Origin of the sequence: Bartonella sp. M0192 (assembly GCF_016102305.1) — a bacterium.
Lineage (GTDB): Bacteria > Pseudomonadota > Alphaproteobacteria > Rhizobiales > Rhizobiaceae > Bartonella > Bartonella apihabitans.
This window is the reverse complement of record NZ_JACFOU010000001.1, coordinates 299,817-314,545: the sequence shown is the minus strand read 5'-3', so window position 1 is coordinate 314,545 and position 14,729 is coordinate 299,817. Positions and strand designations below refer to the sequence as shown.

At 45.1% G+C, this 14,729-nt stretch carries 14 protein-coding genes; 5 read left to right on the top strand and 9 right to left on the bottom strand.

What is annotated here, in order from left to right:
- Positions 1–22: 22 nt before the first annotated feature.
- Together H3S82_RS01465 and H3S82_RS01460 are read right to left on the bottom strand one after the other, a co-directional pair.
- Entirely contained in the window at positions 23–508 is a 486-nt protein-coding gene (locus tag H3S82_RS01465) for a YaiI/YqxD family protein (RefSeq protein WP_246785220.1), read from the bottom strand.
- The gene (locus H3S82_RS01460; RefSeq protein WP_198225532.1) at positions 486–1,451 is read right to left on the bottom strand and encodes a YihY/virulence factor BrkB family protein; all 966 of its coding nucleotides are present in this window, start codon (positions 1,449–1,451) and stop codon (positions 486–488) included. The genes H3S82_RS01465 and H3S82_RS01460 overlap by 23 nt, the downstream gene beginning before the upstream one ends.
- A gap of 221 nt (positions 1,452–1,672) precedes the next feature.
- On the opposite strand from H3S82_RS01460, the gene H3S82_RS01455 reads away from it, so the two are divergent.
- Both H3S82_RS01455 and H3S82_RS01450 read left to right on the top strand, forming a co-directional pair.
- A complete protein-coding gene (locus H3S82_RS01455; protein ID WP_078038762.1) occupies positions 1,673–2,233 on the top strand; it encodes a cob(I)yrinic acid a,c-diamide adenosyltransferase in 561 nt (186 codons plus the stop codon).
- A 15-nt stretch (positions 2,234–2,248) separates the two neighbouring features.
- Complete coding sequence (locus H3S82_RS01450) at positions 2,249–3,121, top strand: 3-hydroxybutyryl-CoA dehydrogenase (protein WP_198233427.1); 873 nt, start codon at positions 2,249–2,251, stop codon at positions 3,119–3,121.
- Between the two features lie 482 nt (positions 3,122–3,603).
- Here the strand turns inward: H3S82_RS01450 and H3S82_RS01445 are convergent, their stop codons facing one another.
- A complete protein-coding gene (locus H3S82_RS01445; RefSeq protein ID WP_198233426.1) occupies positions 3,604–4,611 on the bottom strand; it encodes a D-glycerate dehydrogenase in 1,008 nt (335 codons plus the stop codon).
- A 191-nt stretch (positions 4,612–4,802) separates the two neighbouring features.
- Here H3S82_RS01445 and H3S82_RS01440 point away from each other — a divergent pair, with 191 nt between their 5' ends.
- Positions 4,803–5,354 (top strand): SH3 domain-containing protein, encoded by a 552-nt coding sequence (locus H3S82_RS01440; RefSeq protein ID WP_077969639.1) that lies wholly within the window; start codon positions 4,803–4,805, stop codon positions 5,352–5,354.
- Positions 5,355–5,621: 267 nt separating this feature from the next.
- On the opposite strand, the gene H3S82_RS01435 is transcribed toward H3S82_RS01440, so the two are convergent.
- Both H3S82_RS01435 and H3S82_RS01430 read right to left on the bottom strand, forming a co-directional pair.
- The gene (locus H3S82_RS01435) at positions 5,622–6,308 is read right to left on the bottom strand and encodes a fumarylacetoacetate hydrolase family protein (RefSeq protein ID WP_198233425.1); all 687 of its coding nucleotides are present in this window, start codon (positions 6,306–6,308) and stop codon (positions 5,622–5,624) included.
- 164 nt (positions 6,309–6,472) lie between these two features.
- Positions 6,473–7,114, bottom strand: coding sequence for a LysE family translocator (locus H3S82_RS01430; protein ID WP_198233428.1), 642 nt, complete (start codon positions 7,112–7,114; stop codon positions 6,473–6,475).
- 184 nt (positions 7,115–7,298) lie between these two features.
- On the opposite strand from H3S82_RS01430, the gene H3S82_RS01425 reads away from it, so the two are divergent.
- Positions 7,299–8,519, top strand: coding sequence for an argininosuccinate synthase (locus H3S82_RS01425; protein ID WP_198237091.1), 1,221 nt, complete (start codon positions 7,299–7,301; stop codon positions 8,517–8,519).
- Positions 8,520–8,770: 251 nt separating this feature from the next.
- Complete coding sequence (locus H3S82_RS01420) at positions 8,771–8,968, top strand: DUF2892 domain-containing protein (RefSeq protein ID WP_077969633.1); 198 nt, start codon at positions 8,771–8,773, stop codon at positions 8,966–8,968.
- Positions 8,969–9,015: 47 nt separating this feature from the next.
- On the opposite strand, the gene H3S82_RS01415 is transcribed toward H3S82_RS01420, so the two are convergent.
- The 4 genes from H3S82_RS01415 to dnaQ all read right to left on the bottom strand — a co-directional run bounded on the left by H3S82_RS01415 (position 9,016) and on the right by dnaQ (position 14,420).
- Complete coding sequence (locus tag H3S82_RS01415) at positions 9,016–9,594, bottom strand: hypothetical protein (protein WP_198233422.1); 579 nt, start codon at positions 9,592–9,594, stop codon at positions 9,016–9,018.
- A gap of 255 nt (positions 9,595–9,849) precedes the next feature.
- Complete coding sequence (locus H3S82_RS01410; protein WP_188317740.1) at positions 9,850–10,002, bottom strand: hypothetical protein; 153 nt, start codon at positions 10,000–10,002, stop codon at positions 9,850–9,852.
- A gap of 121 nt (positions 10,003–10,123) precedes the next feature.
- Positions 10,124–13,072 carry a DNA polymerase I gene (gene polA, locus H3S82_RS01405; protein ID WP_198237090.1) on the bottom strand — a complete coding sequence of 983 codons (2,949 nt, stop codon included), beginning with the start codon at positions 13,070–13,072 and terminating at the stop codon, positions 10,124–10,126.
- A gap of 646 nt (positions 13,073–13,718) precedes the next feature.
- Positions 13,719–14,420, bottom strand: a complete 702-nt coding sequence (dnaQ, locus tag H3S82_RS01400) for a DNA polymerase III subunit epsilon (RefSeq protein WP_198233419.1) — start codon at positions 14,418–14,420, stop codon at positions 13,719–13,721.
- Positions 14,421–14,729: the final 309 nt, after the last annotated feature.

The following is a 14,729-nucleotide window of genomic DNA, read 5'->3' as shown; positions in this document are numbered from 1 at the left end:
AAATTGACCGGTTGCAAACCGGTCAAAGCCGGTTTTTGCTAAAATCAGGCTCAAAACCTTGACGTTTTTTGCGTTGCACAGCCAAATCGAGTGCCCCCAGAAATGCCGAGCGGTCACGGCCGGAAAACGGGCGCGGTCCACCGGTTACAACACCACTTTCCCTGAGATTTTCAAAGAGATTGCGGGTGGCCAATGCCGCGCCGATTGTGGCCGCATCAAAGAGCCGGCCGGAAGGCGAAATCGCCACTCCACCCTTTTTGACCACACGATCGGCCAATGGCACATCATTGGTAACAACAATACTCGCCTCATTGGCCTTTTCTGCAATCCAGTCGTCTGCTTTGTTCAACCCTTGATCAACAATGACAGCTTCGAGAAAATCCTCGTTCGGGATCTTCATGAAACTGTTCGAGACGATAAAAGTCTTGATATGATAACGTTCGGCTACCCGATAGGCTTCAGCTTTGACAGGACAGGCATCACCATCAAGAAACAACTTTATGATCATTTTGTCCGTCATTATTTTGTTGTCCGTCATTATTTTGCTGTTTTAGCCCTTCTTCTTTTTCCTCTTTTTGTTCAATGGCGCGCACCAATTGGCCAGGCTGTTGCTGACGGTTGCGATAAAACATAATGGCTGCGTTGATTTCGCCACCAAGAATAAAAATGGCACTCAACATATAGAGGAAAATGATTGCCACCATGATCGAAGCGAGCCCTGCATAAGTGGAAACATAATTGGCAAATGTCGCCAGATATTGTGCAAAGAGCATCGAGGCCAAGACCCAAACCACCATGGTTACGCCGATACCGGGCAAAATATCGGCCAATTTCCGTTTTCCGGCAGGAAGCCATTTATGGGCAATCAACAGACTGATTAACAGAACAACCACCGCAATGGCATAACGCCAGAAGCGGATTGTGCCGACATATTGGCCAATAACCGGATAATCATGTTGAAGAATATTGATAACAAGCGGTGCCAGCACCAGAAGAAAGCTGATAACCATCAACCCTATCGTGCCGACGATAACGAAAAACAGACTTTGAAACCGGCAAAAAAACAGGCTGCGTCGATCGACCACGCGATAGGCACGATTAAGTGCAGTTCTCAATGCTTCCACGCCGTTTGAAGCAAAATAGGCCGTCCCGATGACCGAAATGGTCAACAGACCACCGCGCTGAATGGTCATGACATTGACGACTTCCTTGACAATCGGACCGGCAATAGCATCGGGAAGCATTTTCAAAAGCGCATTGACACTTTGCTGGGTATAGGCACGTGCACCAATAAAACTTGCGAGTGATGTTGCAAAAATCAGGAAAGGAAACAGTGCCATCAAACCGGACAAAGCTATATGACTGGCAAAAGCACTGCCAGAATCACGGAAATAGTGGCTGACAGCGTTATATAAAATGCGCCAACAAAAGCGTAAGGGTCTCAGCGTCAAATCAATGTCTTTCCCGTTAATCAACCCGTACTAACGGGCTAAACGCACAGACTACCGTAATAAAATTATTTTAATTGAGAACGCAATCTATACAAGCGTTACAATAGCTAATTCAATGTTTTCCCGTCATTTGATCACATCACACTGCTTTAATGGACTTTGCCACAAGCCAATCTATCTATATTTTTAAATGAGACAGATGATTTTCCGAGGAGTCCAAAATGGTCAAAATCAATAAAATCTACACGCGTACAGGTGATGATGGTACAACCGGCCTCGTTAATGGCCCCAGACGCTCGAAAGCCGATTTGCGCGTTGATGCTTATGGCCTGATTGATGAAACCAATGCGACGATCGGACTTGCCCGTCTCGAGACGGTAAGCGATCTCGACAAAATGCTCGAAGAAATACAAAATGACCTGTTTGATCTTGGGGCCGATCTGGCAACTCCTGAACAGAGCGAAAATAAAACAGATTTACGCGTTCTCTCCACCCAGACAAAACGGCTTGAAGATGAAATCGACAGGTTGAATGAAAAACTCTCGCCACTGAAATCCTTTGTTTTACCGGGCGGGTCCAAAGCATCCGCCTTTCTACACCTTGCCCGCACTGTCGCAAGACGTACCGAACGGACCATTGTTGCGTTGAGTAAACAGGAAAATGTCAGCAAAGATGTTCTGGGCTATATCAACCGGCTTTCGGATTTTCTGTTTGTTGCTGCCCGTTATGCTAATGATTGTGGTAAAAATGATGTATTATGGGTGCCGGGAAAGAATCGCTAGAGGAGGAATCAGCGCATGATAAAGACGGTCGCTATTGTCGGAGCAGGACAAATGGGGGGAGGAATTGCCCAAGCTGTTGCGACTGCCGGTTTCGAGGTTCTTCTTTACGATATTTCGTCCGAACAGATTGAACATGCCATTTCGACGATAAAATCAAACCTTGCCCATCTCGTCAAAGCCGGAAAAATGAGCGAGAAAAGCCGCCTTGATACAATCAAAAGGCTTTCAACCCGACTGACTTTGGATGAGTTGAAAAATGCCGATCTTATCATTGAAGCAGCAAGTGAGGACGAGAATATTAAAAGAGATATTTTCATTAGTCTATGCGAGAATCTTTCACCTTCAACAATTCTTGCGACCAATACCTCTACCATTTCGATTACCCGTCTCGCTGCAACCACAAACCGTCCGGAAAAATTCATTGGCACACATTTTATGAATCCGGTGCCACAAATGAAGCTTGTTGAAGTGGTGCGCGGCATTGCAACCAGCGAAGAGACCTTTTCGACAATTTGCGATTTTGTCACTTCAATCGGAAAAACTTTTACTGTTACCGAAGATTTTCCGGCCTTTATCGTCAATCGTGTCTTGGTGCCGATGATTAACGAGGCGATCTACGCTCTTTATGAAGGCGTGGGTGATGTCAATGCAATTGATACAGCTTTGAAACTCGGTGCCAATCATCCGATGGGTCCATTGGAACTTGCCGATTTTATCGGGCTTGATGTCTGTCTTGCTATTATGCATGTTTTGCATCAAGGATTGTCAGACTCGAAATACCGTCCCTGCCCGTTATTGATAAAATATGTCGAGGCCGGCTGGTTGGGGCGCAAAAGCGGCCGCGGTTTTTACGACTATAGCGGTGAGACACCAGTCCCCACACGTTGAGTTTTCTTGAAAAGCAAGAAGGCATAAAGCGCTATCAAAAACCAAAGACGATAAAATTACGGCTTTGGACTTCAGAAATCTCACGACTCATAATGAAATAAACCATTGCACCTTGGAAAAGAGTTAAGGCAACTCTTTTCCGGTTTCCGGACAAAATCCTTCAATGACCGGTTCATGAAAAACAACAAGACTTGTCGAAAAAGCCTTTTCCAAATGGTCTTTCAACCCTGCATTTTTTTGGAAACTCGAAGATAGTCCACTTCGGGAATTTGATGACATGTAAAGCTGATGGCTTTTGTGAAGTTGGCTTAACGGAAAAAAACAAAACATAATCAGTTTTAAAACCGGTAAGCAACAAAACATAGGTCACCGAACTCAAGTGCTTTCAAGTCATAACGCTTGGTAAGATGTGTCAAACCGCGTGCCTTAAATTTTTAGCTACACCGCTTTTTATAAAGGTCGAACACTCGCTAAAAAACGAATCAGCTACGCAATTTTTCAGGGATAATGCGATCGGGTGGACGATGGTGGTCGATAAAAGCTCTGATATTGATGATGACTTTTTCCCCCATATTGATCCGGCTTTCGACCGTCGCCGATGCCATATGCGGCAAAAGCACCACCTTGCCTTGCTTTGCCAATTTGGCAAGAGACGGACTGAAATTCGGTTCTTTTTCGAAAACATCAAGACCTGCGCCGGCAAGTTTGCCATTTTCTATCTGTCGGGCGAGGGCATTTTCATCAATAATTTCACCACGAGCCGTGTTAACGACGTAGGCTGTTTCCTGCATCAAAGCAAGACGTTCGGCTGAAAGGAGATGATAGGTCTTCTCGGTAAGCGGGCAATTGATTGAAAGAATATCAATCGTCTTCAACATATCATCAAGATCGGCCCAATAGGTCGCTTCAAGCTGTTCTTCGATTTTTTCGCTGACGCGGGTGCGATTATGATAGTGGATCGAAAGCCCGAATGCTTTGGCGCGGCGCGCAACCGCTGTACCAATGCGCCCGAGGCCGATAATGCCGAGTTTTCTTCCGTAGATACGCCGTCCCAACATCCAGTCCGGCGACCAACCCGGCCAGATACCGCTTTCATTCAATACATTGGCACCCTCGACAAGGCGACGCGGCACCGCCAGTATCAGTGCCATTGCCATATCGGCGGTATCTTCTGTTTGAACATTCGGGGTGTTGGTCACAAGGATACTACGACCGGTTGCCGCGTTAATGTCGATATTATCGGTACCATTGCCGAAATTGGCAATCATCCTGAGATTATCTCCCGCCTGATCGATAAGGTCCTTGTCGATAATATCGGAAATTGTCGGCACGAGAACATCTGCGCGTTTTACAGCATCAACCAGTTCCTGTCGTGACATCGGCCGATCTTGATTGACAACCTCGGTATTGAAAAGCTCGCACATGCGTCTTTCAACCTGTTCCGGAAGCTTGCGTGTCAAAATGACCAACGGTAATTTTTTCCCCTGCATAGAAAACCTCGAAATATTTCCAATATTTTTCGCGATTATTGAGACCTCTTTAACCAGCACTATGGCATAGGATCAACAGGCTGTCATGAGTCTGGTCTGCTTATAGCAGAAAAGAATTGATTGAACACAAGAGAAGAGAGGCACATACGGTGGACAGTTTCAGCAAATTCCGTTTTTCGAACCTCGGAAGAATGTTTTGCCTGGCAAGCATTTGTTCGGTTTTGACGGGTTTGTCTTTGTTATTTTTTCCCGCTTCCGGCTTTGCAGAAGAAGAAGCGGCTCAGGAAGCTTCCCAAAATGTGGGGCCTAGCGGTTTGCCATTGCCGCGTTTTGTTTCTATCAAACCGGCGCGTGTCAACGTACGCGTTGGTCCCGGACGTAATTATACGGTTGTGTTCTCTTATCAAAAACAGGGATTGCCTGTGGAAATTACACAGGAATATGACCAATGGCGTAAAATTCGCGACTCGGATGGCGATGAAGGTTGGGTCTATCAGTCCCTTTTATCGGGCCATCGCACAGCAATGATAACGCCTTGGCAAAAAGACAAATCCAAGCTTGCCCCCATGCGTCGGGAACCGAGTGAAAATGCACCACTCGCTGCCGAACTCGAGCCCGGTGTTATCGCCACAATTCATAAATGTGACGGTAAATGGTGCGAACTTGATGTCAACCATACACGCGGCTATGTTGCCCAAGATCAACTTTGGGGTGCCTATCCCGGAGAGACCGTCAAGAACTGATGTTCCGCCACTGATAGCGGCTTTCAAATTGCGCCCGCCAGAATCATCCGGTTTTCATGTCCGTCGCGTCCTTAATCTATCAGGAAGTCGGTTTAACGCTCACAGTTTTCAAAAAAACCATACCGGCTTTTCGGGATGCAGCTTTTAAAATATATGCACATCTTATCCAAAAACCGCTTCACACTTTTTGGGATGTGGCTTTTTAAGTGCACGCACATCTTATCCAAAAACCGTTTCACACTTTTTGGGATGTGCGTGTCTCACCCCTCAACTCACTTTCACGACCAGATCATCCAGCCCGTCAATATGGCCAACCAATTCGTCACCTTTTTGCACCGGCCCCACGCCTGCCGGCGTTCCCGTCATGATAATATCTCCCGCCTGCAACACAAATAATTGCGACAAATAGGCAATCATTTCAGGAATTTTCCAGATCATCTCGTTCAAATTGCCCGATTGGCGACCTTTTCCGTTCACCGAAAGGGTAATCGAACCTTCGTTCATGTCTTTGGTTTCAGATTTTTCAATCAAATGAGAACAGGGAGCCGAATGTTCAAAAGCTTTTGCCGTTTCCCATGAACGCCCCGCTTTTTTAAGTTCTGCCTGCAAATCACGCCTTGTCATATCAAGGCCGACAGCAAAACCGAACACACAATCCTGCGCCTCTTTCGTTGTCAGATTTTGTCCACCTTTTTGAAGAGCAACAACGAGCTCTATCTCATGTTCGACATCATGGCTTTTCGGCGGATAAGGGAAAACACCATCAAATACCAGATTATCGGGATTTTTCTGGAAAAAGAACGGTGCTTCCTTTGACGGGTCATGCCCCATTTCTATTGCATGATTTGCATAATTGCGACCAACGCAATAAATCCTGTGAACCGGAAAAACTTTATTACTCCCTTTGATCGGGATACCGACAATTGCAGGTGGCGTAAATATGAAATCACTCATTTCTTTATCCTCTCGTTTAAAAGAAATTTTCGAGGCCGGAAAAGCCGGATAACGGGATTCAATGGAAAATTGAATTTTATAAAGTTTTTAACCGTTTTTCCGAATACAAATTTTTGCAACCTTCAAATTTATAGCCATTTTCCCCGATGAGATGAAGCCGATATTTATTTAACTTCGGTCACGATCAGCCGGACTGCAAAGGCTGTGAAAATTCCGGCCATTAAAAAATCAAGTATTCTTATAAAATGGGGATTTTCTTTTAAGGCTTTGGCAAATTTGTCGGCAGCCAAAACCATCGAAACCGTGAAAGGAAGGGATATCGGAATGAAAGAAGCTCCGAGAAAAAATATTTTTTCAGGTGCATGCGGGTCGAGCGCGTCGACAAATTGCGGCAAAAAGGTCAAATTGAAGAGAAGAACTTTCGGATTTAACAAATTGATCGCAAGACCGGTAAGGTAATTCCGTTTTACGCTGAGTTTCTTCTGCTTTTTTCCGTCGACAAAAAAATTCGACCGGTTCAAAAGCGCTTGTAGTGCAAGCCATAAGAGATAGACGGAACCGGCCACTTTGAGAATAAAAAACGCCATTGGCGAGGCTATTATCAACGCCGAGAGGCCGACAGAGACCGCAAAAACCTGAATAATAATGCCTGTTGTACAACCGGCAATGCAGGCAAGGCCAGCCGCTTTTCCCTGCGATATAGCACGGCCGACAAAAAGCGCCATATCCGGCCCCGGAATGAGTGTCAAAATGATTGCTGCACCGGCAAATTCCAAAAACACATGGGCGTCTGGCAAGAAAGACATGATCATGATCTCTCGTTAATCATCTTTGTCTTATTGTTTTATCAAACCATTTCAATCTGTTTTTATAAGTTTTATGTAAGAAAAAATTTTTGATTGCTTGCATGGTTGCTATCTCCTGATAAAACAGCTCATATCAATTCAATCGGGTCAATCAATTGGGGCCATTAATTATCGGACAGAAAAAATGGAAAAGTGGAAAGACGTTAAAAAAGTTGTACTGGCCTATTCAGGCGGCCTTGATACTTCAATCATATTAAAATGGTTGCAAACCGAGCTTGGTGCTGAAGTCATCACCTTTACAGCCGATCTGGGGCAGGGAGAGGAGCTTGATCCGGCACGCCGCAAAGCCGAAATGCTTGGTGCCAAACAGATTTTCATGGAAGACCTGCGCGAAGAATTTGTTCGCGATTTCGTATTTCCGATGTTTCGCGCCAATGCAGTTTATGAAGGTGTCTACCTTCTTGGAACATCGATTGCCCGCCCGCTCATTTCAAAACATCTGATCGAGATTGCCAAAAAAACCGGTGCCGATGCGATTGCTCATGGTGCAACAGGTAAAGGCAATGATCAGGTTCGTTTCGAACTTTCAGCTTATGCTTTGAACCCCGACATCAAGATCATTGCGCCATGGCGTGACTGGAATTTCAAGAGCCGTACAGAACTTCTGGATTTTGCCCAAAAGCACCAGATTCCCGTGACGAAAGATAAACAGGGCGAAGCGCCGTTTTCGGTCGATGCGAATTTGCTACATTCGTCTTCAGAGGGCAAAGTGTTGGAAGACCCGTCACTTCCGGCTCCAGAATATGTGCATTTGCGCACTGTCTCTCCTGAAAATGCACCCGATAAACCGACCATTATCACCATCGGCTTCAAGAAAGGCGACGCTGTTTCAATCAATGGCAAACAAATGTCGCCGGCAACATTGCTGACCGAACTTAATAAATATGGTCATGATAACGGAATTGGTCGTGTCGATCTGGTTGAAAACCGCTTTGTTGGCATGAAGTCACGCGGCGTCTACGAGACTCCCGGTGGTACAATTCTGCTCGCAGCCCACCGCGCTATTGAATCGATCACGCTTGATCGCGGTGCAGCGCATCTGAAAGACGAATTGATGCCGCGTTATGCCGAGTTGATTTACAACGGTTTCTGGTTCTCTCCGGAACGCAAAATGTTGCAGGCAGCAATAGATCTGTCGCAAGAAAATGTTGAAGGGGAAGTCAAGCTGAAACTCTATAAGGGCAATGTCATCATTGAAGGTCGCAAGAGTGACAAATCGCTTTATTCGAGTTCGCTTGTGACATTTGAAGATGACCACGGTGCCTATAACCAGAAAGATGCCGCCGGCTTCATCAAATTGAATGCTTTGCGTCTTCGCACTCTTGCTGCGCGCGACCGCAAATAAGCAGATTTTATCCATATTTTACAAAAGCTCCGGAATGAATCTTCCGGAGCTTTTTATTGTCGTTTTGTCGCCTGCATAATTTACCAGCCAAGATTCAAGAACTACGCTCTGAAAAACAAACAACAAGCCAATAAAGCAGTTTTCATAAACTCCCACCCATATGTAAAAAGCCAAAATAAGTGCGGATGGATTGTTTTTTTCCTTATGCTGGCCTAAATCTACAAGAGAACTAAATTGGAAAGGCTTCTCGGATGACACAAAATCTTGGTAGCGTTGATCGCATTATCCGTATCATTATCGGTATTGTTCTACTTTCTCTTATTTTCTTTCTTGATAGTGGTGCGCGCTGGTTTGGCTTGATCGGCCTTATACCACTTCTCACCGCAATTATCGGTTTTTGCCCGCTTTACAAAATATTCGGCTTGTCAAGCTGCCCGTTGAAACACTGATAAAAAGATTCGCCGCTTTGGTACATTAACCTAAAAACATCATTCCGTTAGCGGGTTCCCATGTACAGTAGTTCCGGAATTCGGTAGATGCTCGGATAAGTCACCAACATCATTCCGCCTGTGAAACTCAATATGAAAATAATTGTTGCGACGATGACACCGGTTGCACCATTCATAAAAGCCGGTGTTCCAATCGGGTTCCGGTTGATCGGCTTTTCTTCTTTGTCTTCCGGATCATCATCAAGCGTGACAATGAATAAGCCAAGATTGAGAAGTGGTATGACCAGAAGCCAGGCAGCGCCTTTTTTACCGAATCCGTCCCGCGCACGGGAAACAGAAAGGTACATGGCGACATAACCGAACAGAAATGGCGGGACAGCTGCTAGCAATACCAGAAATGCCAGTGGCAATGTGCCAATTAATCTGAACACTAGCAAATTGATTGCATAAGTTAATAAAACATAGCCCAAAAACGCAACGGCAAGCATGAACATATAGGGAATGCGATAAAGCGTCTTCAAACTGATATTGGTAAAATAGGCAAGCACAGCACCAATCAGGAACGAAAGTAGAAGTCCATCCAGTGAAAGAACAAAACCTTTAATAGAAAAAATGTAACTTAACATTTCTATTACTTCTTCCCTAAATTGCTGTTCGAGTAATTACAAAACTTCTGTGAATAATTCCGCCTTTTCAAAAAGCTTTTTTAAGATACCAGACTTCCCTCTTTTAGAGAATAGTATCCTTAACCCAATCGAGCTATATTATTATCTTGATCGGGACGGGGGTGTGAACAACAATGCAATTACAAGATTTATGACGAGTGAAAAACACGTTGCCTTTAGCTGTTATCATTCTTTAAATATTGTTTTATCGGAACACTAGTGACGATCGACCGAAACACCATTTTTATCGATTGTCATTTCGATGCCGGATGGTTTTTGCTGTTGTTTCTGTTGGTAAAATTTATAACCCAAGCCCGCAACAACAACGATAAGAACGCCGATAATAAGAAAAAGGAAATTGCGGTTCATCAAATTGCTCCCTAGTGAAAGTAATAGGGAGCAATATGGAGCATTATTTTCTATTTCAAGTGCAGCATCAGCCGGTTTTCAATTCACAATAAGCAGAATAATACTTTCGATATGGCTCATTTTAATGGGCTTCATCCCAATTTTTAGCTGCGCGTGCATCGACTTTAAGTGGCACAGATAAGGATAGTGCCGGCATTGTCGCATTCTCCATCACATTTTTTACAAGTGCGGTGGTCTTTTCAACTTCGCTTTCAGGCAATTCAAAAATCAGTTCATCATGAACCTGCAACAACATTTTGGCCGATAAGCCGGCTTCCTTCAGCGCATCATCCATTTTTATCATGGCACGACGGATAATATCGGCGGCAGCCCCCTGAATTGGTGCGTTGATTGCAGCCCTCTCGTTAAAAGCCCGCACTTGTGCACTTTTGGAATTGATATCCGGATAATGTGCACGCCGTCCGAAAATTGTCTCGACAAAACCATGCTCATGCGCAAAAGCTTTGGTCTTTTCCATATAGTCTTTAATGCCCGGAAAACGTTCGAAATAAGTGCGGATATATTGGGCTGCCTCCTCGCGCGGAATCGACAATTGATTGGCAAGTCCGAAAGCGGAAATGCCATAAATAATGCCGAAATTGATCGCTTTGGCACGACGACGAACTTCCGGTGGCATACCCTCGATCGGCACACCGAACATTTCCGATGCGGTCATTGCATGAATATCAAGGCCGTCTGCAAATGCTTTTTTCAAAGCTTTGATATCGGCGACATGGGCAAGAACACGCAGTTCAATTTGGCTGTAATCGGCAGACAGTAGCAAATTACCGGGACCGGCTATAAAAGCGGCACGGATTTTTCTTCCCTCCGGTGTGCGAACCGGAATATTTTGCAAATTCGGATCTGACGAGGCAAGCCGTCCGGTTGACGTTGCAGCCATTGAATAGTTCGTATGAACGCGCCCTGTTTCAGGTAAAATATAATTCGGGAGTGCATCGGTATAGGTCGATTTCAATTTTGTGAGCTGGCGCCAATCAACAATCTTGCGGGGTAATTCATGCCCCTCTGCTGCCAGATCTTCAAGAACCTGAGCCGATGTCGACCATTGGCCAGTTTTGGTTTTCGAGCCTCCCGGCAAACCCATTTTGCCGAATAAAATTTCTCCCAATTGCTTCGGCGAGCCGATATTGAATTTTTCTCCGGCAAGTTGATAAATTTCATCTTCCAATGCTGCTGCCGACTGGGCAAGCTCACCGGATAATCGCGACAGTAACTGCCGGTCAACCAGAACACCGCGTTCTTCCATACGGGCAAGAACAGTTACCAATGGCCGCTCCAGACGCTCATAAACACGGGTAACACCGCGGGCGACAATTTGGGGTTTTAAAACCCGCCAAAGTCGCAACGTAACATCGGCATCTTCGGCCGCATATTGGGTTGCCCGTTTCAAATCGACAGCAGCAAAACCGGTTGCCGTTTTTCCACTTCCGGCAACCTCTTTGAATGTAATCGGCTTATGCCCCAACCAGCGTTCGGACAATGCGTCCATTCCATGGGTCAATGTTCCGGCATCCAGAACATAGGAAAGCAACATCGTATCATCGAAAGACCGGATTGTGACATGATACTGTCGCATCACCAGCCAATCATATTTCATATTTTGCGCAATTTTTAAAATCGCCGGATTTTCCAATACCGGCTTCAATAAAGCGACCGCTTTTTGTGTATCAAGTTGTCCCTTTAAGCGTCCACCGCCCAGCAAATCATTGCTACCATCGACATGGTTAAGTGGCACATAAGCCGCTTCACCGGGTTTAAGACCTATAGAAAAGCCGACAAGTTCCGCTTGCATCGGGTCAAGCGAGGTCGTTTCGGTATCGAATGCAAAGAACCCCTGCTCCTTTGCCCGGTCGAGCCATTGTTTCAGTTCGGCTTCGTCGGTTATAGTGTGATAAGCGGTCGTATCTATTTTTTCTGTGAGCGCTTCTTTTTTACGTTTTTCTGCAAGAAGCTGCGGGGTGTTTTCTTGTGCTTCGTCGGAGCCGTTTTTTTGTTCTTCTTGAACATTGCCACGCACGTCCGGCGCTCCGCCAACATCGGAACCTTCCTCAAGATCAGGCCCATGGGCACTTTTTCCCCATTCAACCTCAAGATTGACCGGCTCGATCAAAGCTGCATCACAATTGGTCGCTTCCGCAACACGGCGCGTCAAAGAATTGAATTCCATTGCTTTCAAAAAGCCGATAAGGCGCGGCCCGTCGGTTGGCTCCAACAGGAGGCCATCAAGACCGGTTTCAAGCGGAACATCGGTTTTTAAGGTTACAAGCTGACGCGCCAATCTTGCCTGATCGGCAAATTCGATAATATTTTCCCGACGTTTCTTTTGTTTGATATCGCCGGCATGAGCCAAAAGCGTATCAAGATCGCCGAATTCATCAAGAAGCTGGGCTGCTGTTTTCGGGCCAATACCTGGCACACCGGGAACATTATCGGTCGAATCACCTGTAAGCGATTGCAAATCAATCATCTTTTCAGGCGGAACGCCCCATTTCTCGACAACTTCCTCAATTCCGATCGGGCGGTCTTTCATGCTGTCATACATCCCAACCTGTTGATTGACGAGTTGCATGAGGTCTTTGTCGGAAGAAATGATTGTGGTTTTTGCACCACTTCGGGTGGCCTCAGAAGCATAAGTTGCAATGATGTCGTCTGCCTCATAACCTTCTTTTTCAATGCATGGCAGATTGAAAGCGCGGGTTGCCTGCCTGATAAGGCTGAATTGGGGAATAAGATCGTCGGGCGGAGTAGGGCGGTTCGCTTTATATTCGGGATATATCTTTTTCCGGAATGTTTCCGACGAATAATCAAAAATGACCGCAAAATGCGTTGGCACCACGCCAACTGCAGTATCACGCGCATCGCACAGCAATTTCCACAGCATATTGCAAAAACCGGCCAGCGCGCCAACCGGCAAACCGTCTTTTTTCCGTGTTAATGGCGGCAAGGCATGATAGGCGCGAAAGATATAGCTTGAACCGTCAACGAGAAAAAGGTGATCATTTTTTTGCATCGTCAATCCTGACATTGAATTTTAAAAACATTATATAAGTTTAAAAGCACATTGAACCCGAAAAGCCCATGAGCAAACGATAGAAAATGTGGTGCAGGCAAAATTTATCGTTAGCCTTTTTAAACATTTTTCACGCATTTGTTACAAAATGTTAATATAGTTGCCCTTGAAAAGCCATTTTTAAATTCTTTTATATGACCTATCGACACTGCGTCGATATGTCCGGTTGTCCGGCTTTGTCCCCCGCCGTTTACCGGATACAACAGTCTACTTTCCCTCTCCGGACTGTTGAGTGAGTGCAGTAAAAAAGACCGTTGTGGTTCCCCCCTCTCCGCAACGGTCTATTTTTTTAAACTGATTTTCCGAAAATAGCCCCTGAAGATATTGATCAGATCGATTTGAAGCGCGGTTTTACGAAGGGATGCGAAAAAAATTATTATTGAAGTTTGAATAATCATACAGATTTGAATGCGGGCGTTAAAATCAAAGTCCGCTTTTTCCTTAAATTTTCAAGTGCTATATCCCGCTATCATAAACTCCGGATAGTCCGGATGCCGATATAATCTTCATTACAGATTTTATGAAAACCAACTTGGCTGGCATCAGGATATTTCCGGTCTCTCCGATTGCCGGTTTTCCCGACACTTCAATTTTTTATGTGGCTCCACATGGCTTTTTCGCCGATTTTTGCAAGCAATGCGTCATGGGCCGCCTTATCCTCTTCGCTCAAACGGCTTGGCAAAGGTTTGGGGCGCGTTTTCAGAACAATTTTATTCTGATCATCATTTTCGTTGGATTTGCTATCTGAATTTGCTCCATCAAATCCCAAAGCCCCCTGTTTGCCGCCAATCAGTTCGATATAAACATCGGCAAGAATTTCAGAGTCGAGCAAAGCACCGTGTAGCGTCCGGCGTGAATTATCGATACCGAAACGTTTGCACAAAGCATCCAGAGAATTAGGCCCCATCGGAAATTTCCGTCGCGCCATTGCCAATGTATCAATAATACGATCAACACTGATGAGGGGCTTATGGATACGCTCCAATTCTGCATTCAAAAATCCAAGGTCGAAGTTTGCATTATGGGCAATTAATGTCGCGCCTTCGATAAAGGAAAGAAAATCATCGGCTATTTCTTCAAATTTCGGCTCGTCCTTGAGGCGCTCATTGGTAAGACCGTGGACTGCTACAACCTCGTCGGGAATAATCACCCCTTGCGGATTGAGATAGACGTGAAAAGTTTTATCAGTGAGATAGCGATCAACCATCTCCACACAGCCGATTTCGACAATACGGTCTGTTTCTTTGTGAAGGCCTGTTGTTTCAGTATCAAAAATAATTTCTCTCATAAAAATCTGCTCTCATCAGCCCTTTAAATTGCTCCGGCATTTTTGCACGAATTACACCTTCTTAATGGATTATTTTCCATCTTTCTTGCGTTTTGAAGACGCAATAAACAACAAATCCTGTTTCCGGTACTGTTGGCGCCTATATTCGCGTGAATACGACCGGAAGGTTAGCTATCAAAAATAGTCGACGCAAAATCATTTTGACGATTTTTACATTTATATATCTTTGAAAGAAACTATGGATAATCCGGATATAACGTTGCTAAAATTCGCGATTGAGCCGTCATTTCAATTTTACAAAAACAGCGC

Coding starts and splice junctions, on each gene's coding strand:
- H3S82_RS01465 (WP_246785220.1), bottom strand. CDS start 508: ATGATCATAAAGTTGTTTCTTGATGGTGATGCCTGTCCTGTCAAAGCT.
- H3S82_RS01455 (WP_078038762.1), top strand. CDS start 1,673: ATGGTCAAAATCAATAAAATCTACACGCGTACAGGTGATGATGGTACA.
- H3S82_RS01450 (WP_198233427.1), top strand. CDS start 2,249: ATGATAAAGACGGTCGCTATTGTCGGAGCAGGACAAATGGGGGGAGGA.
- H3S82_RS01445 (WP_198233426.1), bottom strand. CDS start 4,611: ATGCAGGGGAAAAAATTACCGTTGGTCATTTTGACACGCAAGCTTCCG.
- H3S82_RS01440 (WP_077969639.1), top strand. CDS start 4,803: ATGTTTTGCCTGGCAAGCATTTGTTCGGTTTTGACGGGTTTGTCTTTG.
- H3S82_RS01435 (WP_198233425.1), bottom strand. CDS start 6,308: ATGAGTGATTTCATATTTACGCCACCTGCAATTGTCGGTATCCCGATC.
- H3S82_RS01430 (WP_198233428.1), bottom strand. CDS start 7,114: ATGTCTTTCTTGCCAGACGCCCATGTGTTTTTGGAATTTGCCGGTGCA.
- H3S82_RS01425 (WP_198237091.1), top strand. CDS start 7,299: ATGGAAAAGTGGAAAGACGTTAAAAAAGTTGTACTGGCCTATTCAGGC.
- H3S82_RS01420 (WP_077969633.1), top strand. CDS start 8,771: ATGACACAAAATCTTGGTAGCGTTGATCGCATTATCCGTATCATTATC.
- H3S82_RS01415 (WP_198233422.1), bottom strand. CDS start 9,594: ATGTTAAGTTACATTTTTTCTATTAAAGGTTTTGTTCTTTCACTGGAT.
- H3S82_RS01410 (WP_188317740.1), bottom strand. CDS start 10,002: ATGAACCGCAATTTCCTTTTTCTTATTATCGGCGTTCTTATCGTTGTT.
- polA (WP_198237090.1), bottom strand. CDS start 13,072: ATGCAAAAAAATGATCACCTTTTTCTCGTTGACGGTTCAAGCTATATC.
- dnaQ (WP_198233419.1), bottom strand. CDS start 14,420: ATGAGAGAAATTATTTTTGATACTGAAACAACAGGCCTTCACAAAGAA.